General features: G+C 69.7%; 18 protein-coding genes. 8 read left to right on the forward strand and 10 right to left on the reverse strand.

All coding sequences use genetic code 11. The features are described from left to right. The first annotated feature begins 127 nt into the window (after window positions 1-127). The 6 genes from AB0H56_RS16185 to AB0H56_RS16210 all read left to right on the forward strand — a co-directional run bounded on the left by AB0H56_RS16185 (window position 128) and on the right by AB0H56_RS16210 (window position 6,778). On the forward strand, window positions 128-1,360 hold the full coding sequence (locus tag AB0H56_RS16185) for a helix-turn-helix domain-containing protein (protein WP_357163146.1): 1,233 nt from the start codon (window positions 128-130) through the stop codon (window positions 1,358-1,360). Between the two features lie 260 nt (window positions 1,361-1,620). After that, window positions 1,621-2,589 (forward strand): hypothetical protein, encoded by a 969-nt coding sequence (locus AB0H56_RS16190; protein ID WP_357163149.1) that lies wholly within the window; start codon window positions 1,621-1,623, stop codon window positions 2,587-2,589. Between the two features lie 45 nt (window positions 2,590-2,634). Then, a complete protein-coding gene (locus AB0H56_RS16195; RefSeq protein ID WP_357163152.1) occupies window positions 2,635-3,684 on the forward strand; it encodes a Gfo/Idh/MocA family oxidoreductase in 1,050 nt (349 codons plus the stop codon). A gap of 79 nt (window positions 3,685-3,763) precedes the next feature. After that, a complete protein-coding gene (locus AB0H56_RS16200) occupies window positions 3,764-4,951 on the forward strand; it encodes an FAD-dependent oxidoreductase (RefSeq protein ID WP_357163155.1) in 1,188 nt (395 codons plus the stop codon). A gap of 10 nt (window positions 4,952-4,961) precedes the next feature. Continuing rightward, window positions 4,962-5,900 carry a sigma-70 family RNA polymerase sigma factor gene (locus AB0H56_RS16205; RefSeq protein WP_357163158.1) on the forward strand — a complete coding sequence of 313 codons (939 nt, stop codon included), beginning with the start codon at window positions 4,962-4,964 and terminating at the stop codon, window positions 5,898-5,900. 521 nt (window positions 5,901-6,421) lie between these two features. Then, entirely contained in the window at window positions 6,422-6,778 is a 357-nt protein-coding gene (locus AB0H56_RS16210; RefSeq protein ID WP_357163161.1) for a hypothetical protein, read from the forward strand. Between the two features lie 411 nt (window positions 6,779-7,189). Here the strand turns inward: AB0H56_RS16210 and AB0H56_RS16215 are convergent, their stop codons facing one another. Together AB0H56_RS16215 and AB0H56_RS16220 are read right to left on the reverse strand one after the other, a co-directional pair. Continuing rightward, window positions 7,190-8,983, reverse strand: a complete 1,794-nt coding sequence (locus AB0H56_RS16215) for a long-chain fatty acid--CoA ligase (protein WP_357163164.1) — start codon at window positions 8,981-8,983, stop codon at window positions 7,190-7,192. A gap of 39 nt (window positions 8,984-9,022) precedes the next feature. Further along, window positions 9,023-10,318 (reverse strand): ABC transporter permease, encoded by a 1,296-nt coding sequence (locus AB0H56_RS16220; protein ID WP_357163166.1) that lies wholly within the window; start codon window positions 10,316-10,318, stop codon window positions 9,023-9,025. A gap of 78 nt (window positions 10,319-10,396) precedes the next feature. Here AB0H56_RS16220 and AB0H56_RS16225 point away from each other — a divergent pair, with 78 nt between their 5' ends. Further along, on the forward strand, window positions 10,397-10,987 hold the full coding sequence (locus AB0H56_RS16225; RefSeq protein WP_357163168.1) for a WHG domain-containing protein: 591 nt from the start codon (window positions 10,397-10,399) through the stop codon (window positions 10,985-10,987). A 114-nt stretch (window positions 10,988-11,101) separates the two neighbouring features. Here the strand turns inward: AB0H56_RS16225 and AB0H56_RS16230 are convergent, their stop codons facing one another. From AB0H56_RS16230 to AB0H56_RS16265, 8 genes are all read right to left on the reverse strand, one after another. Continuing rightward, window positions 11,102-11,884: a carbonic anhydrase family protein gene (locus tag AB0H56_RS16230; RefSeq protein ID WP_357163171.1), complete on the reverse strand. Its 783-nt coding sequence runs from the start codon at window positions 11,882-11,884 to the stop codon at window positions 11,102-11,104. 254 nt (window positions 11,885-12,138) lie between these two features. Next, window positions 12,139-14,523 carry an excinuclease ABC subunit UvrA gene (locus AB0H56_RS16235; RefSeq protein WP_357163174.1) on the reverse strand — a complete coding sequence of 795 codons (2,385 nt, stop codon included), beginning with the start codon at window positions 14,521-14,523 and terminating at the stop codon, window positions 12,139-12,141. A 56-nt stretch (window positions 14,524-14,579) separates the two neighbouring features. After that, a complete protein-coding gene (locus tag AB0H56_RS16240) occupies window positions 14,580-14,987 on the reverse strand; it encodes a VOC family protein (protein WP_357163177.1) in 408 nt (135 codons plus the stop codon). A gap of 10 nt (window positions 14,988-14,997) precedes the next feature. Continuing rightward, window positions 14,998-15,441, reverse strand: coding sequence for an AraC family transcriptional regulator (locus AB0H56_RS16245; protein WP_357163180.1), 444 nt, complete (start codon window positions 15,439-15,441; stop codon window positions 14,998-15,000). A 42-nt stretch (window positions 15,442-15,483) separates the two neighbouring features. Continuing rightward, complete coding sequence (locus tag AB0H56_RS16250) at window positions 15,484-15,900, reverse strand: MerR family transcriptional regulator (protein WP_357163183.1); 417 nt, start codon at window positions 15,898-15,900, stop codon at window positions 15,484-15,486. A gap of 9 nt (window positions 15,901-15,909) precedes the next feature. Next, window positions 15,910-16,455: a class I SAM-dependent methyltransferase gene (locus AB0H56_RS16255; RefSeq protein WP_357163186.1), complete on the reverse strand. Its 546-nt coding sequence runs from the start codon at window positions 16,453-16,455 to the stop codon at window positions 15,910-15,912. Window positions 16,456-16,507: 52 nt separating this feature from the next. Further along, a complete protein-coding gene (locus AB0H56_RS16260; RefSeq protein ID WP_357163189.1) occupies window positions 16,508-17,293 on the reverse strand; it encodes an N-acetylmuramoyl-L-alanine amidase-like domain-containing protein in 786 nt (261 codons plus the stop codon). Between the two features lie 50 nt (window positions 17,294-17,343). Continuing rightward, entirely contained in the window at window positions 17,344-18,384 is a 1,041-nt protein-coding gene (locus AB0H56_RS16265) for an NAD(P)-dependent alcohol dehydrogenase (protein ID WP_357163192.1), read from the reverse strand. A gap of 188 nt (window positions 18,385-18,572) precedes the next feature. On the opposite strand from AB0H56_RS16265, the gene AB0H56_RS16270 reads away from it, so the two are divergent. Further along, entirely contained in the window at window positions 18,573-19,622 is a 1,050-nt protein-coding gene (locus tag AB0H56_RS16270) for a glucose 1-dehydrogenase (RefSeq protein ID WP_357163195.1), read from the forward strand. The last annotated feature ends 2 nt before the right edge of the window (window positions 19,623-19,624 follow it).

Consider the following 19,624-nt stretch of genomic DNA (forward strand, 5'->3'; position numbering starts at 1 on the left):
CCACAGGTTGCGGTGTCAAGACCACACAATCGGCGGGCAACCCCGCTCCCAGGCAAGCCCGACACCGAAATTTGTGCGCATGACACAATGTCGCGGACGGAATTTGTGCAAGGAACGGAGCGGGCCGGTGGCGGCGTACGGATCACTGGTGTGGGTCGGCCAGGCGCTCGGCCCCCTCACCGAGACCGTCACCGAGGACCTCATCCGGGTGACCGAACAACTCATCCCCGTCACCGACCTCGCCTTCGACCTCGCCGAGATGCGCGCCGCCAGCATCGCCGAGAACATCGCCCTCGTCCAATACGTCCTGGCCAACAACATCGACCCCGCCACCATCACCCCACCCGCGGGCGCCGCCGCCTACGCCCAGCGACTCGCCCGCCGCGGCGTCCCGCTCACCGTCCTGCTGCGCGCCTACGGACTCGGCCAGTACCGGCTCCTCGACACCGCGATCGGCTTGATCCTGGCCGTCCCCGGACCCGACCACGCCACCCGGATCGCCGAACTCCTGAAGTTCGCGGGCACCTACCTCGACCGCCTCAACTCCTCCATGGGCCGCATCTACGAAGCCGAACGCGACCGGTGGCTCAGCAGCCGCCACGCCGCCCGCCAGCAGTGGATCACCCGGCTCCTCGACAGCGACGACGTCGACCTCGCCGCCGCCGAAGCCGCGCTGGACTACCGCCTCGACCAGCACCACCTGGCCACCGAAGTGTGGACCACCCCCGAGGCCGCCGACACCGTCCGCGCCCTCGACCAGACCCGCAGGCTCCTCGCCACCGAAATGCGTTCCGGCGGCGCCGAACTGGTCGCCACCACCGGCGACCGCGCACTGCGGATCTGGTTCCCCACCGACCCCGGGCAGCGCCTCGACCCGGCCGCGCTCACCGACCGGATCAGCACCGCGGGCCTGCCCGTGCGGGTCGTCGTCGGCCCCGTCGGCACCGGCCTCGCCGGCTTCCGGCGCACCGCGCGCGGCGCCGCACGCGCCAAAGCGCTCGTGGCGTCGGCGGGGGCCACCGCACCGGTCGTCACCGGATACGACACCGTCGCCCCCTTCGCACTGCTCGCCGACGACCCCGACGAACTCGCCGACCTGGCCCGCCGCGTCCTCGGCCCGCTCGCGGCCGACACCCCCAAGGCCACGCTCCTGCGCCACACCCTCGAGGTGTTCCTCGCCGAAGGCGCCAGCTACTCCCGCACCGCCCGCGCCCTCGACGTGCACCGCAACACCGTGCAATACCGCATCCAGCAGCTCACCGGCCGCTACGGCATCGCCCTCGACACCGACACCTTCGAACTGCGCTTCGCCCTCGGCGTCTGCCGGTGGTACCGCCAGGTCCTCACCCGGCCGATCTGAGTCCCACCGGTTTGTGCGTGACGCACAGTATCGAGTATCACGAAAAGATCTCGAGGTGCGAGCTTCGCCACTGGCCACACCACCACACACCCCGCGCCGCACCGGCGAAATCCGGCCGCTGACGGGCCGAAGACCACCACGGGGGAGCGACATCACGCCAGGTCACCGGCACGTCACGAAGCCATCGCTGTGGTGGATACACAGACACGCCACCTACAGTCGAGAACCGTCCGTACCACCAACCCCGGGAAGTTCGCCCCATGCCACACACCGCGCCGAGCACCGCCACGTGCCACGACGCCCTGGCGCTGGCCGTCCGCGCACCCTCGGTCCACAACTCCCAGCCCTGGCGCTGGAAGATCACGCGGGGCCGGGTCGACCTGTACGCCGACTTCGGACGCCAGCTCACCGCGACCGACCCCCGCGCCCGCGCCCTCCTGGTCAGCTGCGGCGCCGCCCTCAACCACCTCGAGGTCGCGTTCGCCATGCTCGGCTGGCGCGCCGACATCACCCGCATGCCCGACCCCGCGCGCCCCGATCACCTCGCCACCGTGGGCTTCACCCCCCAGCCACCCACCGACCTCGACATCCGGCTGGCCGCCGCCATCCACGTCCGCCGGTCCGACCGGCGCCGCTACCCTGGCCTGCCCATCCCCACCACCGACCTGCGCGCCATCACCCGCAGCGCCGCCCGCTACGGCACCGCGGCACGACACGTCCCCGACCCGCTGCTCACCCAGCTCGCCGCCCCCATGCGCCGCGCCGCCGACCGCCACGCCACCGACGCCGCCTACCAGGCCGAACTGGCCGCATGGAGCGGCTGCCACGGCGCCCCGACCGGCGTCCCCGCCCGCAACGCGCCCGCCGCCCGATCACCCGAGGAGATCCCCATGCGGGTCTTCGCGGGCACCGAACTCGCCGAATTCACCGACGGCCCCGACTCGGCGCACTGGCTCGTGGTCTGCACACCCCGCGACGACCGCCTCGCCCAATTGCGCGCCGGTGAAGCGACCAGCGCCATGCTGCTGCAAGCCACCTACCGCGGCCTCGCCACCAGCCTGCAGTCCGAACCCCTCGGCATGCTCGACCTCCGCGACCAGATCCGCGCGACCGTCCTGCGCGAATGCGCCTACCCGCACGTCATGATCCGCCTCGGCGTCATGCCGTTCGCGGCCACACCGCTGGAATCCACGCCACGACGACCGATCACCGACGTCCTCGTCGCCTGAGAAATCGGTTGACGCCCAACAGATCCCTTGTCTAGACCTGTCACCATGCGCATCGGAGTGGTCGGACTGGGAATGGGCCTGTACCTGGCCTCGTGGAGTCGTCGGCTCGGCATCGACGTCGTCGCGGGCTGCGACCGCGACGCACAACGCCGCACAGACGCGGCCGCCGCCCTGCCCGGCACCGACATCCACGCGGACTGGACCGCGCTGCTGGACCTCGACCTCGACGGCGTCGTCCTCGCCAACGACTTCGACGAACACGCACCCCTGGCCATCGCCTTCCTCGACCGCGGCGTCCACGTGCTCTCCGAAGCCGCCGCCTGCGCCGACGAAGACCAGGCCACAGCACTCCTCGAGGCGGAGCGGCGCTCCACCGCCACCTACTCCTTCGCCGAGAACTACGTCTTCCACCCACACGTCGAACTCCTGCGCGCCGCCGTGGAAAACGGGGAGATCGGCCGTGTCACCCTCATCGAAGCCGACTACCTGCACGGCATGTCCCCCGAGGACGTCACCGCACTGATCGGCGACCCCGGCCACTGGCGCGGCCGCATCGCGCCCACCGCCTACTGCACCCACACGCTGTCGCCGATCCTGGCCCTCACCGGCCAACACCCGACCGAGGTCAGCGCCTTCCTCGTCGACACCACCGACGCACGCACCGCCGCGGTCCTGGTGGTCCGGCTCAGCGGCGGGGGACTGGCCATCGCCCGCCACGGCTTCCTGCAGGGCGAACCCGACAGCCACTGGAGCTGGGTCTCGGTCCGCGGCAGCGAGGGAATCGCCGAGTCGCTGCGGGCGCCGGGGGAGCGCGCGTGGTCGGTGCGGGTCCGCAAGGAATCCTGGACCGCCCCGGACGGCGTCGTCCGCGACGAAGTCCGCACGCCGACAGCGGTCACTCTGCCCGACGGCACCCCCGTCGAATCCAAAGCTGTCGGCACGGTCCGCATCCTCGAGGGATTCCGGGCGACCGTCGAACACGGCGCCGCGCCCCTGGTCCCCGTCGGCCCGGCCGTCGCCGCCTCCCTCGTCGGCGTCGCCGGCGCCCGCTCCCTGCGGGAAGGGTCACGCCCGGTACGCATGCCCGACCTGTGACCCACCTCACTCACGCTCCCTGTCAGGAAATCGCGCGCTGTCCCGTTCAAGGGACACGCGAACCAGACAGGAGCGAACCATGAAGCACCGCATCGTCATCCTCGGCGCCGGATACGCCGGAGCCTTCTCCGCCGGATACCTGGCCAGGCAACTCCATGCGGACGATGTCGAGCTCACCGTCGTCAACGCCGAACCGGACTTCGTCGAACGATTGCGCCTGCACCAGCTCGCCGCCGGACAAGACCTCCGCCACCGGCCGCTGACCGAGATCTTCGCAGGCACCGGCATCCGGCTGCGCGTGGCCCGCGTGAGCGACATCGACCCCGCACACCACAGCGTCACCGTCGTCGACGATTCCGGCGTCGACCGGATCCCCTACGACACCCTGCTCTACACCCTCGGCAGCACAGCCGCCGTCGACCAGGTGCCCGGCGTCGCCGAACACGCCTTCCACGTCGCCGCACGCCCGGCCGCGCTGCGCCTGCGCCGCCGGCTGGGCGAACTGGGGGAGGGCGGCACCGTCCTGGTGGTCGGCGGCAACCTCACCGCGATCGAAGCCGTCACCGAGATCGCCGAATCCCACCCGCACCTGCGCGTGAGCCTGGCGACCCGGGGCCAAGCGGGTGGCTGGCTCGGCCCGAAAGCCCGACGGCACCTGTTCCGTGCCTTCGATCGGCTCGGCGTCACGGTCCACGAACACACCACCATCGACCGGGTGGACGCCACCGCGGCGATCGCCGCCGACGGCACACGATTCGCCGCCGACGCCGTCGTGTGGGCCGCCGGATTCGCCGTCCACCCGATCGCGGCCGCCTGCGGACTCGACGTGCGACCCAACGGGCAGATCGTCGTCGACCGGCAGATGCGGTCGGTCTCGCATCCCGACGTCTACGTCGCCGGGGACGCCGCGTTCGTCGTCGGCGACAACGGCCGCCCGCTGCCCATGTCGTGCGCGTCCGCGGGCTCGACGAGCATGCAGGCCACGGGCGCGATCATCGGCGATCGCACCGGCCGCACCATCGCGACCAACGCCCAGCCCTACGTCGGCAACCACATCAGCCTCGGCCGCAAGGACGGCATCTTCCAACTCGTTGACGGCGACGCGCACGCCCGGTCGTGGGCATTGTGCGGCAGAACCGCCGCCCGCGTGAAGAAGACGATCCTCGACACCGCCGCGTGGAGCCTGCGGCACCCCACCTTCGGCAAGCCCGGCCACCACTACCGGTCCGTGAGCCGACCGCAGGTGCCCGGGCTGGTCGCCGGATAGATTCGGGCTCATGGATCTCGCCGCCGTCACCCGATTCGAGGCCAGCCGGACGCGGCTGGCCTCGATCGCCTACCGCCTGCTCGGCTCGGCGGCCGACGCCGAGGACACCGTGCAGGACGCGTTCCTGCGGTGGCAGGCCGCCGACCGCGCCCATGTCGACGTCCCGGAGGCCTGGCTGACCAAGATCGTCACCAACCTGGCCCTGGACCGGCTCCGCTCGGCGAAGGCACGGCACGAACGCGCGGTCGGCACCTGGATGCCGGAACCACTGCTCGACGGCGATCCGCTGCTCGGTCCGGCCGACACCGCCGAGCAACGCGAATCGGTGACGCTGGCGGTGCTCACGCTCATGGAACGCCTCGCACCGGTCGAACGCGCCGCCTACGTCCTGCACGAGGCCTTCGCCTACAGCCATGCCGAGATCGCGGACATGCTCGGGATCTCCGTGGCGAGCAGTCAGCAGCACACGCACCGCGCCAAGCGTCGCGTCGCCGCCGCCCGCATCACCACGCCCGCCGATCGCGCCGCCGCCCGTCGCGTGGTGGAGGCGTTCGTGGATGCCGCGTCGTCGGGCCGCGTCGCACCCCTCGTGGCCCTGCTGACCGATGACGCGACCGGCTTGTCCGACGGTGTCGGGGGACTGGCCGACCCGTTCCTCCGATTCCCGACGCCGCGGCGGCTCGCGAGCGCGGTGCGCGCGGGGTTGAAGCCGTCGCCGGCCAAATACCAGCTCGCCGGTGGGTCACCGGCGATTCACGCTGCCGTGGTCAACGGGAGTCCGGCCATGCTCTTCACCCTGGAGGGCCGGGTCCTCGGCATCGCGGTCCTGGATATCCGCGGCGCGCGGATCGCGGAGGTACGGGGAATAGCCGGGCCCGGCCGAATTGCCCGTCTGGGCGCCGAATGGCAGCGACAGGAGCACGGCGTGCCGATTGTCGCCGCATGGTGACAGCGCGGCCGAAAACAATAGGTTTGAATTTCGGTGAAATAGGGTAGGCGGGTCGGCCACGGGGGAGTGTTGTGGGTACATGGAAAGTACTAACCGACCCGCCTGACATGCATTCGTTGGCGCCGACCCGGTGGATGGGTGGCTGTTCGCGACCACCTGCGGCTACGTCGGGAGCATCGGCGGCTGGCCCTGTGAGCAGCAACGTTTCCGCTAACGTTTTTCGGGGAATTCCGATATCACGTAGTGCAACCACCTTTTCGTCGCCTAACTAGCTGGGGGGTCCGATCGGCGGCGGATTGAGCGGAAGGGAGGTGAGTAAAATGGTCGTGGACTTCTTCCAGTGGCTCGCGAGTGCCATCTTCAATTTCTTCATCTGAGTTGGCTACGCATTATGACTTTTGGTGGCGCACTTTCCGGCGCCACCAATGGTCGGGTACATAGCGACGATTGCTGAACATTCGACCGGGTCAGCCGGGGCCTGCGGGCGTACAATCAGTAGCCCGAGGCGACAGGAGACGACGATGTCCATACGCGCCACCGGACCAGCGATGATCCGGACCGCAGCGATTGCCGTAGCCGTCGGTTCGGCCGTTTTGTTCGGCGCGACCGGGCAGGCTGCCGCCGAGGTCGAACCCGGTCCCTACACGTCCACGACATTGTCGGGCGGGATCGTGCTCCTGCAACGTGATGCCCGCGTCGAGGGTGGGGAACTGGTCCTGATCGGCCGTTATCCGATCCAGCCGACGCCCAGCGGTGGTTACGTGGACATTTTTCCCGGCCACCGGGTGGTGATGAACAGCGACGGACGCGGCGGCTACTCGGGTCCGGCATTCTTCGGCGGCGTGGAAATCGGCGCCATCACGCTGACACCGCGCTGAACGAGTCTTGATGCGGGGGTAGCGGGTTGTGCGCTGCCGTCGATCATCTGCGGGCTTTACTTGACATAATGTGCATTATCGGCGTTTGAACGCGGCCGGTCAGGAGGTGGGTTTGCGTACATCGTTCTGCGCCGCATGCAGCATTGCAGTCCACGCCTCGGCTCGCTGGACTCCCGGCTCAGATGGACGGCCGCACGCGCATGTCCGCTATCCGCACCACGCGTGCTGGTCCGTGGGCTGTCCGCCGCCACCTGATCTGAGCCCGTTGTCCGCGAGTTCTGCCCGTCCAGGCCTCATCGCCCCGGGTGGGCCGCCTCACCGAAGACTCGTCCAACCTCTGGCGCACTCCCCTCCACTTCCCCAACCCCTTATTTCGTCACAGTGACGAAACAAGGGGGGTTGGGCGGGAAGTCAGGAATAGATCTTCTCCACGTCCTCCGCGTACTTCTTCATGACCTCCGCCCGCCGCAGCGACATCTTCGGCGTCAGCTCACCCGTCGCCTCGGTCCAGTCGACCGGCAGGATCCGCACCTTCTTCACGGCCTCGGCATGGGACACCAGCTTGTTGGTTTCGGCGACGGCGGCGTCGATTTCCGCGACGAGATCCGGGTGTTCGATCAGGGTCTCCAGCGGTGTGCCTGCCGGCAGACCGTGCCGCCGCACCCAGTCGGGCACCGTCTCCGGATCGAGTGTGAGCAGTGCTCCGATGAACGGGCGACCGTCACCGACCACCATCGCCTGGCCGATCAGCGGGTGCGCGCGCAGCGCGTCCTCGAGCAGGCCCGGTGCGACGTTCTTGCCGCCCGCGGTGACGAGGATTTCCTTCTTGCGGCCGGTGATGGTCAGGTAGCCGTCACGGTCGACGGCGCCGAGATCGCCGGTATGGAACCAGCCGTCGGTGAATGCCGCCGCGGTGGCCTCGGGGTTGCCCCAGTACTCGCCGAACACGACCGGCCCGCGCAGCAGCAGTTCGCCGTCGTCGGCGATGCGGATGCCGTGGCCCTCGGTCGGGCGGCCGACCGTGCCGACGCGGGTGTTGCCCGGCGTGTTCACGGTGATCGCCGCGGTCGTCTCGGTGAGGCCGTAGCCCTCGTAGATCGGGACGCCGACGCCGCGGAAGAAGTGGCCGAGGCGGGCACCGAGCGGTCCGCCGCCGGAGACCGCGGCCGTGCACTGTCCGCCGAGGGCGGCACGCAACTGCCCGTACACGAGTTTGTCGAAGAGGGCGTGCTCGAGGCGGCGCAGGAGCCCGGGTCCGCCATGGTCGAGTGACTCGCTCCAGGCGATCGCGGTATCGGTCGCCCGGTCGAAGATCCAGCCCTTGCCGCCCGCGTGCGCCTTCTGCTTCGCGCCGTGGAAGACCTTCTCGAAGACGCGCGGCACCGCCAGGATGAAATGCGGCCGGAAGCTGCCGAACTGGTCGACGAGGGTGGACCAGTCCGCGCTGAACGCGACGACGACCTTGGCGTCGAGGGCTGCCAGGGTGACCGCCCGCGCGAAGACGTGCGCGAGTGGCAGGAACATCAGGGTCTTGTTGCCGTCGGTGACGAATTCGCTCAGCGCGATCCGGTCGGACTTCGATTCCGCGTAGAGGTTCGCGTGGGTGAGCAGCACACCTTTGGGGCGGCCCGTCGTGCCGGAGGTGTAGATGAGGGTGGCGGGCGAGTTCGCGCCGACCTCGGCGCGGCGCGTGTGCACGGTGTTGTCGTCGAGGTGGGCGCCGCGCTGGGTGAGCGCGGCGATCACGTCGTGGTCGATCTGCAGGATCTCGCGCAGGGCGGGCAGGTCGTCGAGGGGGATCTGGTCGATGACCGCGCGGTGCTTGTCGCTGTCGACGACGAGCAGCTGGGTGGCGGAGTCCTGCAGGATCCACTTGGCCTGTTCGGCGGCGGAGCTGTCGTAGATGGCGACGGTGCAGCCGCCTGCGGCCCAGATGGCGTGGTCGAGCACGATCCACTCGTAGCGGGTGGGCGCCATGATGGCGACGCGGTCGCCGAAGCTGATGCCCGAGGCGATGAGGCCCTTGGCCACTCCGGTGACGGTGCGAGCGAATTCGGCGGCGGTGACGTCGGCCAGGTCGCCGTTGTCGGTCGCGACCTGGAACAGCACCGTGTCCGGGGTGTGCTCCGCGTGCCGGAACACGCTGTCGGAATTGTTCGCGTGTTCCGGAATGGTGTAGGAAGCCGGGGCTTCGAACTCGCGCATCAGTGGCCTTCCACGTGGGTGACTGGTCGGTGGGTTGCGCTAACGCGCGGTCGCCGGTTCGCGGCGGTGGTCCAGACCGAGGCGGTACAGGCCACGCAGGTCGTAGGTGTGGGTGGCGACGGCGCCGAGCACCAGGCCGATCGCGAGGCCGAGCAGGGTCATCCAGAGTCCTTGGCTCAGACCGGCTTCGAGGCGGCCGTCGAAGAACAGGATGGCGCGCACGGCGAGGTAGATCTGGTGCATGGGTTCGAAGGAGGCCAGGTCGGCGATCCAGCGCGGGGTGGCTTCCAGCGGGATGGTGCCCGAGGACGAGGGGATGCCGAGGACGACGAACACGATGAGGTTGATCATCAGTCCGGCGGTGCCGAAGGCGGCCATCACCGACAGGCCGGTGACCGCGATGGCGATGATCGCCAGGGTGCCGTAGAGGAACAGCAGCAGGGGTCGCTCGAGCGACATGTCGAGCAGCGCGCCGACGGCGAGGAAGGCGGCGGAGGCCAGGGGTGCGCTGATGGCGGCGATCCCCCACTTGATGAGCAGCGTCCGCCAGCGGCTGATCTTGGCGGGCGTGGTCGGTTTGTGCCACGGCCCGTATTCGGCGGGGACGAAGCCGAGTGATCCGTCGACGAGGGAGTTGATCATCATCGCGCCGCTGAAGCCGACGATCAGCAGGACGAGGGTGTAGAAGAACGCGGCCAGGCCTTGGCCGGTGCCTTCGGGCAGCGGGTGGTAGGCGGTGACGACGACGTCGATGGGTTGGGTGAGCTGCAGGCGCGCGGCGCCGCTGAGCGGGGTGGCGCCGGCCGCGGCGTTCACCTGCTCGGTGAGCTGGGTGCCGACGGTGGCGTTGACCTGGGTCATGGCCTTGTCGGCGATGGTCTGCATGATCTGGGCGGCGAGGGTGCCCGCGCGCGGGTTGGTCTGCACGGTGATGATCGGGCGTTCGACGTCGCCGGGGACGATCGCGCCGGCGCCGAGGATGGCGACGCGTTTGGTGAAGTCGCCGGGGATGACGATGGCGCCGTAGACCTCGCCGTTCCGCAGCTGCTGTTGAGCTTCGTTGATGCCGAGGGTGCGCAGGTCGATCTTGTCGGCGGGGATGTTCTCCCCCAGCGCGGTGGTGATCTGGTCGCCGAGGTTGGTGGGTGCGCCGGCGAGGGTGTCGCCGACGTCCTGGTTGACCAAGGCGATCGGGAAGTCGTGCAGGTGCTTCTCGGGGTCGGCGGTGTAGCCGAGGTACATGGTTCCCAGGAGCGCGGCCAGCACGGTGACGAGGGTGACGGGGGCGAACCAGGCGCGCAGGGGCATGCTGCGCTGCGGCGAGTTGTCAGTCATGGCAATGGCTAATGTAGTCAGCGACTACAAAGTAGTCAATGCAAACATTCGGCGCGTGTCGGATATCCTGCTTGCACCATGTCCCTGCACTCGCGCTATCACCACGGAGACCTCCGCGCCGCCCTGCTGCAGCACGCCGAGAAGGCGTTGCGCAGCGTCGGCGCGGACGGGCTGTCGCTGCGTCAGCTGGCCCGCGACACCGGCGTCAGCCATGCGGCGCCGAGCAGGCACTTCCGCGACAAGCAGGCACTCCTGGACGCCTTGGCCGTCACCGGGCTGGAACGGCTCGGTGAGTGCTTCGAACGGGCCGCGACCGACGGTCCGATCACGACCCGCCTGCAGACCCTGGCCCGCGCGTATCTGCGCTTCGCCGTCGACAATCCGGAACTGCTCCCCCTGATGTTCGCGCGCAGGCAAGCCTCCACCGCGGCGGAGATCCAGGAGGCCGCCGACCGCGCCTTCGCCGTCCCGATCGCTCTCATCGCCGAGGGCCAGGCGGCAGGCGAGATCGTCCCCGGCGATCCCAGACGCCTCGGCGTCACCGCGATGGCGGCCCTGCAGGGCCTGGCCGCCTTCATCGGCTCGGGCTACACCGCCGACTACGACTCCGAACAGCTCCTCGACGACCTGGTCGGTCACCTGACCCTGGGTCTACTCCCCCGCCCCTGAACGCGGCCCCGCGTGTCCGGGGTGGGCCATCACAGCAAGTGGGTGGTCAGGAACCGGATCGGGACGGACTGCGGCTGATCCTCAACGGCCTGAAGGCCTGAGCGGTACCCGCGTCTAGTTGGTGCCCGCGAGGATGATCGGGCGGTCGTAGCGGGGTTGGACCGGGCGGTTGGTGTGTGGGAAGAGTGCGCGGTAGCGGTCGACATCGGTGACAGCGACCGGGCTGGGGTCACGCAGGACGATCCAGGCGACGCCCTCGGTGCACGGCGGGGTCGTCAGGGAGCCTTCGTAGCGGAACTGGGTGCGGTTGTCCGGCAGGAAGGCGCTCGGATCGATGTTGCTGAGCGTCCTGGTGGCGCCGACCCTATCCGGTGCGGCGGTGAGGACCCCCGTCAGTGGGCTCGGGGCGGTCTGGGCACGGAGCAGGACCGCCAGGACGGCGAGGCGTCCGGCCTGGTCGGCGTGCACGAGGTGCAGTTCCATGGCGGCTTCGGCCCCGTCGAGGGTGTGCTCGCTGGGTAGGTGGAAGTGGTACTGGCGCAACGAGAACGGGGTGCCGTCCACGATGATCCGGTTACCGGAGTCGGCGGGCACGTCGGCTTGGACGGCGTGGCCGTTGTTGGTGAGCGCGGCGGCGGGGACGGGTCGGTAGTCGATCTCGATGTGGTCGGTGGGGTGTGTCTCCGTGGCGCCGGGGAGGTCGACGGGTGACTGGGCGTGGCCGTTTCGGCAGGTCGCGTACTGCTTGTCGAGGTCGGCCCAGTGGTCGGGGCCTTCGCGGTCGTAGTCCCAGTGCGAGGGGGCGGCGGCGGAATCGGAGCCACCGCACCCGGCGACGGCGAGCAGGGCGAGGGCGGCCAGCGCCCCTCGGCGGTTCAGGACGGTTCGATGCGACACCGGCGCGACTCCTCGGTCCAGGGCTGCGCGGCCGGCCCGGTCGCGCTCTCGGCGCACGCGAGACCATCGCGTCACCGACCAGTTCCGGCATGTCCGTTTCGTACCGAATATCCCTCTGGTGCAGGCGATTTCGCGTGCGAGAACCTCAGGCTAGGCCGGTGGGTGCGGCCGGTACCAGGGGTGACGGCGGCGAGATACGTCACACCGAGCTGCCCCTCCCCCACGATCCTTTCGTCCGGGGAGGGGCAGCGCGGTCAGGCGCCGACGTAGTCGGCGAGGTGCTCGCCGGTGAGGGTGGAGCGGGCCGCGACGAGATCGGCGGGGGTGCCCTCGAAGACGATCTGGCCGCCGTCGTGACCGGCGCCGGGGCCGAGGTCGATGATCCAGTCGGCGTGGGCCATCACGGCCTGGTGGTGTTCGACGACGATGACGGACTTGCCCGCGTCGACGAGGCGATCGAGCAGGCCGAGCAGCTGTTCGACGTCGGCGAGGTGCAGGCCGGTGGTCGGCTCGTCGAGGATGTAGACGCCGCCCTTGTCGGCCATGTGGGTGGCCAGCTTCAGGCGCTGGCGCTCACCGCCGGACAGGGTGGTGAGCGGCTGACCGATGGTGAGATAGCCGAGCCCGACCTCGGTGAGGTGGGTGAGGATCTTGTGCGCGGCCGGGGTACGGGCCTCCCCCTCGCCGAAGAACTCGCGGGCCTCGTCGACGGGCATCGACAGGACTTCGCTGATGTTCTTGCCCGCGAAGGTGTAGTCGAGGACCTCGGCCATGAACCGTTTGCCCTCGCACACCTCACACACCGTGGACACCCCGGCCATCATGGCGAGGTCGGTGTAGACCACGCCCGCGCCGTTGCAGTTCGGGCACGCCCCTTCGGAATTGGCGCTGAACAGGGCGGGCTTGGCGCCGGTGGCCTTGGCGAAGGCCTTGCGGATGTGGTCGAGCAGGCCGGTGTAGGTGGCGGGGTTGCTGCGCCGCGATCCCTTGATGGGGGCCTGGTCGACGGAGATGACGCCCTCGTCGATCGGGATGGAGCCGTGCACGAGCGAGCTCTTGCCGGAGCCCGCGACGCCGGTGACGGCCACCAGCACACCGAGCGGGACGTCGACGTCGACATCGCGCAGGTTGTTCGCCTTCGCGCCGCGGATCTTCAGCGCGCCCTTCGGTTTGCGCACCGTGTCCTTGACCGTGGCGCGGTCGTCGAAGTGTCGGCCGGTGACCGTGTCGCTGGCGCGCAGCCCGTCGACGGTGCCCTCGAAGCAGATGGTGCCGCCCTTGGAACCGGCGGCGGGGCCGAGGTCGACGATGTGGTCGGCGATGACGATGGTCTCGGGCTTGTGTTCGACGACGAGCACCGTGTTGCCCTTGTCGCGCAGGCGCAGCAGCAGGTCGTTCATGCGCTGGATGTCGTGCGGGTGCAGGCCGGCGGTGGGCTCGTCGAAGACGTAGGTGACGTCGGTGAGCGAGGACCCGAGGTGGCGGATCATCTTGACGCGCTGGGCTTCACCGCCGGACAGGGTGCCCGAGGGGCGCGACAGCGACAGGTAGCCGAGGCCGATCTCGACGAAGGAGTCCAGGGTCTGGCGCAGCGATTCCAGCAGTGGCGCGACCGACGGGTCCTCGACGGTCTTCACCCATTCGGCGAGATCGGTGATCTGCATGGCGCAGGCGTCGGCGATGCTGACGCCGTCGATCTTGGAGGAGCGGGCCTCGGCGGACAGGCGGGTGCCGTCGCAGTCGGGGCAGGTGCCGAAGGTGACGGCGCGTTCGACGAAGGCCCGCACGTGCGGCTGCAGCGCTTCGACATCCTTGGACAGCATGGACTTGCGGATCTTGGGGATCAGGCCCTCGTAGGTGAGGTTGATGCCGTCCACCTTGATCTTGGTGGGTTCCTTGTAGAGCAGGTCGGCGAGCTGCTTCTTGGTGTACTTCTTGATCGGCTTGGCCGGGTCGAAGAAGCCGCTGCCCTTGTAGATCCGTCCCATCCAGCCGTCCATGCTGTAGCCGGGGATGGTGAACGGGCCCTCGTCGAGGGACTTGTTCTCGTCGTAGAGCTGGGTGAGGTCGATGTCGTTGACGGTGCCCTTGCCCTCACAGGTGGGACACATGCCGCCGGTGATGGAGAAGCTGCGGCGTTCCTTGACGGTGACGCCGTTCTTCTCCACGGCGACCGCGCCGGACCCGCTGATCGAGGCGACGTTGAAGGAGAACGCCTGGGAGGAGCCGATGTGCGGGTCACCGAGTCGGCTGAACAGGATGCGCAGCATCGCGTTGGCGTCGGTGACGGTGCCGACGGTGGAGCGCGGGTCGGCGCCGAGGCGGGACTGGTCGACGAGGATGGCGGTGGTGAGGCCCTCGAGGACGTCGACGTCGGGGCGCGACTGGCTGGGCATGAAGCCCTGGACGAACGCGCTGTAGGTCTCGTTGATCAGGCGCTGGGACTCCGCGGCGATGGTGCCGAAGACCAGCGAGCTCTTGCCGGACCCGGAGACGCCGGTGAACACGGTGAGCCTGCGCTTGGGGATCTCGACACTGATGTCGCGCAGGTTGTTGACCCGGGCGCCGTGTACTCGGATCAGGTCGTGGCTGTCGGCCGGTTCCACGGTCGGGGTGGTGGTTTTCGTGGCCGTACTCATGGGTCTCCTAGGTCGTTCGGCGTCGCCGGTCGATGGTAGCCGCGGGGTCCGACTCACTATGTCTGCTGAATGCGGATCATGTTGCCCGCGGGATCGCGGAAGGCGCAGTCGCGGACGCCGTAGGGCTGGTCGGTGGGTTCCTGCACGACCTCGATGTCGCCGGCCTGGAGTTTGGCGAAGAGTCCGTCGAGGTCTTCGGTGGCGAGGTTGACCCCGGCGTAGGTGCCCTTGGCCATCATCTCGGTGATGACGCGGCGTTCCTCGTCGGTGATGCCGGGGTCGGCGGCGGGCGGGTGCAGCACGATGGCGGTGTCGGGCTGGTTGGCCGGGCCGACGGTGATCCAGCGCAGGCCGTTGTAGCCGACGTCGTTGCGGACCTCGAAGCCGAGCGCGTCGCGGTAGAAGGCGAGGGCGGCGTCGGGGTCGTCGTGGGGCAGGTAGGTCTGGTGAATGGTGATGTTCATGGCGACCACGCTATCGGCCGCTGGTGGTCGGTGCTTCTCGATTCCTGATCGGTCTGGTCACCTTCTTGGCCACGCACGACGGCATTCCCGCGGTGGCTTCGGCTTGTTGCTGCCGGTAGACGCTGGGCGGCACGCCGACGAGTTCGGTGAAGCGGGTGCTGAAGGTGCCCAGCGAGGACGAGCCGACGGCGAAGCACACCTCGGTGACGCTCATGTCGCCGCGGCGCAGCAGCGCCATGGCGCGTTCGATGCGGCGGGTCATCAGGTAGGAGTACACGGATTCGCCGTAGGCGGCCCGGAATTGCCTGCTCAGATGGCCCGCGGAGAGGTGGACGCCGCGGGCGAGGGCTTCGACGTCGAGGGGCTGGGCGTATTCGCGGTCGATCCGGTCGCGGACGCGACGCAGCAGCGCGAGATCCCTGAGGTGCTGGGGCCGGTCCGGCGTGCTGGTCACCTGTGTGATCGTCTCATGGCGGGGCGATTGTCCGCAGCCTGGTTACCACTCAGCGATCGTGTCGGCTCGGCGGACGGCAGCGAGGCGATCGCGGAAGTGTGGGCAGGTGCGGAAGTCCTCGGCGTCGCAGTCGAGGACGTGGGCGACCGCGTCGAGGGCGGCCCTGGTGCGGGCCAGCCGGGCGGTGAGGCGGGTGTGGTGTTCGCGCAGCACCTTGACGCGGGTCGCCCGGTCGGGGGCGCAGGTGAACAGCACGGCCAGCTCGTCCAGGGAGAGGCCGGCCTGCTTGCCAAGGACGATCATGGCGATGGTGTCCAGGTCGCTGTCGCGATAGCGGCGGCGGCCCGCGGTGTCGCGGTCGGGGGTGAGCAGACCGCGGTCCTCCCAGTGCCGCAGCACGTGGGTGCCCAGGCCGAAGTGGGCCGCCGCAGCGCCGATCGTGGTGTGGGTCCCCGTCATTCGTCCAGCCTAGGCAGTCGCGTGGTAGCGGGTGACGATCGCGAGCGGATGCCACGGCAGCCGGACGGGGGTGGTGCGGACGGTGCCGAAATGGGTGGCGAGCGCGCGTCGGCTCGCGGTGGCGCGCGCGAAGCGGAAGTCGTAGACGGTGAGTGCGCCGCCGGGGGCAAGGACGCGGCGCAGTTCGCGGGCGGCGGCGTCGAGGTCCGGCCATTCGTGCATGCTCAGGCTGGACACGGCCGTGTCGAGGCCGGCGTCGGGGTAGGGCAGGTCGCGCACGTCGGCGACGGCGAGTTCGACGGGCTGATCGGCGAGGTGGCGGCGGGCGATCTCGATCATGTGCGGGGACAGGTCGACGCCGTGCAGGCGCAGGTCGGGTCGGCGGGCCGCCAGGCACGACAGCAGGCGTCCGGGCCCGGTGCCGATGTCGGCGACGGCGGCCCCGGGCCCGGTCGCGGTGTCGATGTCGGTGGCGATGCGCCGGTAGAGGCTGCCGAGCAGGCGGGTGGCGCGGCGGTCGTAGCCGAGGCTCGCGGCGTGGTCGAAGGTGGTCATGCGTTCACGGTGCCGCTTCAGGTCGACCTGAAGTCAAGTGCGGCAGCGTGGTTCACAGAGGGCGCAGGACGACGATGCCCGGCGTGGTGCGGATGTAATCGGCAAGCGGGGTGTCCACGACCCGGTATTCGGCGAGGGAGGAGGCGTTGCGGAAGACCGGCCCGGTGGGTGTGTGCACGACGAGGCCGACATGGGTGACATCGAGTCCCGTGTCGGGCGAGTAGGCGCCGAGGAAGTCGCCGGTGCGCAGGCCCGCGATCACTCCCCCGTCGACCGCGGCGGCGGGGATGTGGGTGACGGCGCGGTCGACGACGGGAATGCCGGGCAGGTACGTGCCGCCGTCGGCCTTGGCGTTGAGCTGCTTGGTGACGGTGACCGCGGCGGGGCTCAGGCTCGCGGTGATGTCGGTGGCGGCGCGGCGCCCGGTGTTCGCCCAGTCGGTGAAGAAGTGCTTGCGCTGGGCGAATTCGACGCGGCTGTCGACGTAGCGGGTGGCGAGCAGGTTGGCGACGAACTGGTCGCGGTCACCGGAGCGGGAGGCGGCCTCGAGGTAGTCGAGGTAGGTGAAGCAGTCGACGCGGCGCAGGTCGATGACGAGTTGTTCGGCTTCGGTGGCCGAGCCGACGAGCATGTTCGCCCCGTAGGGGGTGTCGAGCAGGCGCGCGCCGAGGCGGGCGAGCAGTTCGCCGCGGTCGATGTCCCCGGCTTCGGCGCGCACGGCCAGCAGCTCGTCGATCTTGCGGCTGGTGGTGTCGTCGAGGGTCGGGGCCGCCGAGGCGGGTGCGGTGGCGCCGAGGAGGGCGGCGAGCACGAACAGGATCGGGACGATGATGCGCAAGACGCCTCCAGCTGCCGACGGACGGTCGGTGTCCACCGTAGCGTGACGGTTCAGCGGCCGGGGACGATGACGGCGCGGCCGGTGATCTCGCCGGCGTGCAGGCGTTCGTAGGCCAGTGGCGCTTCGTCGAGGGAGAACGTCTCCACGTGCACCGACACCTCGCCCCTGCGCGCGATGTCGAGGACCTCGATGAGTTCGGACCGGGTGCCCCAGTATGGGGAGCACACGGTGGTCTCGTAGGGCAGGCTGCCGAACCCGACCTCGACGGTGCCGCCACCGAGCCCGACGACGGTGATGTCGGCGGCCACGCCCGCGGCGGCCGCCGCGGTGGCGGTGGTGGGTGGGGCGCCGACGAAGTCGAGGATCACCTGCGCGCCGTCGCCGTCGGTGAGGGCGCGGATGCGCTCGGCCGCGCCGGCGTCGGAGAGGACGGTGTCGTGCGCGCCGACCCGGCGGGCCAGTTCGAGCCGCTCCTCGGACAGGTCGAGGGCGATGATCCTGGTCGCGGTCATGGCGCGCAGCAGCTGGATGGCGACGTGGCCGAGCCCGCCCGCGCCGATGACGACGCAGGTGCTGCCGGGGACGAGTTTGGGCAGTGACAGGTTGATCGCGTGGTAGGGCGTGAGTCCCGCGTCGGTGAGGGAGACGTTCTGCACGGGGTCGAGGTCACCCAGCGGAACGAGGTGGCGTGGATCGTCGACGATCAGGTATTCGGCCATGGCGCCGGGTGCGCCGAGGCCGGGCGGGAAGATGCCGAGTTCCTTCGCGCGCAGGCAGTAGTTCTCGATGCCCTTGGCGCACATGTGGCAGTGGCCGCAGCCCCACGGCCCGTAGACGGCCATCATGGCCCCGAGTTCGACGCCGTCGACGCCGGCACCGAGCGCGGCGACAGTGCCGGCGCCCTCGTGGCCGAGGGTCAGTGGGAGCGGGAAGCCGAGCTGGTCGGCGGGCATGCCCATCACCGCGATGTCGGAGTGGCACACGCCGGCGGCGGCGACCTTCAGCAGGACCTGGCCGGGTCCGGGTTCGGGGTCGGGGACGGTGACGACTTCGGGCGCGGATCCCGGGCTGCGGTACTGAACGGCCTGCACTGGTACCTCCCACGTCGTGGTCGAGCAGCTGTCGGCGGCTTCCTCGATCGTGGCAGCATTAGCCGGCACATCGCAAGCTATTCGCGATCTTGTCGGTACTGCGTGACCGGGCCGGGTTCCCGTAGCGTTGTCGCAGGTATTCGTGCAGGTTCCGACAGCGTCGCCGAGGTGGCGGAAGGGTTGCCGACATGCGTGCATTGACCGTGATTCCGAATCAGCCGGGCTCGTTGAGCATCGCGGAGGTCCCGGATCCGCAGGCGGGGCCGGACGAACTGCTCGTCGACGGGGTGGCGCTGGGTATCTGCGGCACCGACCGTGAGATCGCCGAGGGCAGCTACGGCTGGGCGCCACCGGGCCGCGAACGGCTGGTCCTCGGGCACGAGTCGCTGGGCCGGGTGCGCACGGCCCCCGACGGAAGTGGTTTCGCCACGGGCGATCTCGTGGTGGGCATCGTGCGCAGGCCCGACCCGGTGCCGTGTGGCGCGTGCGCGCGCGGCGAGTTCGACATGTGCCGCAACGGACAGTACGTGGAGCGCGGGATCAAGCAGATCGACGGGTTCGGCTCGACCAGCTGGGTGGTGCCGGTCGACTACGCGGTGAAGCTGGATCCCGCGCTCGAACAGGTCGGTGTGCTGATGGAGCCGACGACGGTGGTGGCCAAGGCCTGGGATCAGATCGAGCGGATCAACCAGCGCGCCTGGTTCGAGCCCAAGACCGCGCTGGTGACCGGCGCGGGCCCGATCGGATTGCTCGCGGCGCTGCTCGGTGTGCAGCGTGGCCTCGATGTGCATGTCCTCGACCGCACGACGGAGGGGCCGAAGCCGGGGCTGGTCGCCGATCTCGGCGCCACGTTCCACACCGGGTCGGCCTCGGACCTGGCCGAGCGGATCGATCCGGATGTGGTGATCGAGGCGACGGGCGCGCCCGCGGTGGCGCTGGACGCGGCCAAGATCAACAATCCGGGTGTGATCGTGTGTCTGACGGGTGTGTCGACGCCGGGCAGCGACGCGTCGGTGGACGTGGGCGCGCTCAACCGCAACATCGTGCTCGACAACGCGCTGGTGTTCGGCTCGGTGAACGCCAACCGCCACCACTACGAGCTGGCGGCGCAGGCGCTGGCCAAGGCCGACGCGGGGTGGCTGGGCCGGCTGATCACCCGGCGGTTGCCGTTGGAGCGGGCGCTCGAGGCGTTCGATCCGGGTGATCACGCCGACATCAAGGTCGTCATCGACCTGTAGCG

The sequence above is a fragment of the Nocardia sp. NPDC050717 genome, from assembly GCF_040654275.1.
GTDB lineage: Bacteria > Actinomycetota > Actinomycetes > Mycobacteriales > Mycobacteriaceae > Nocardia.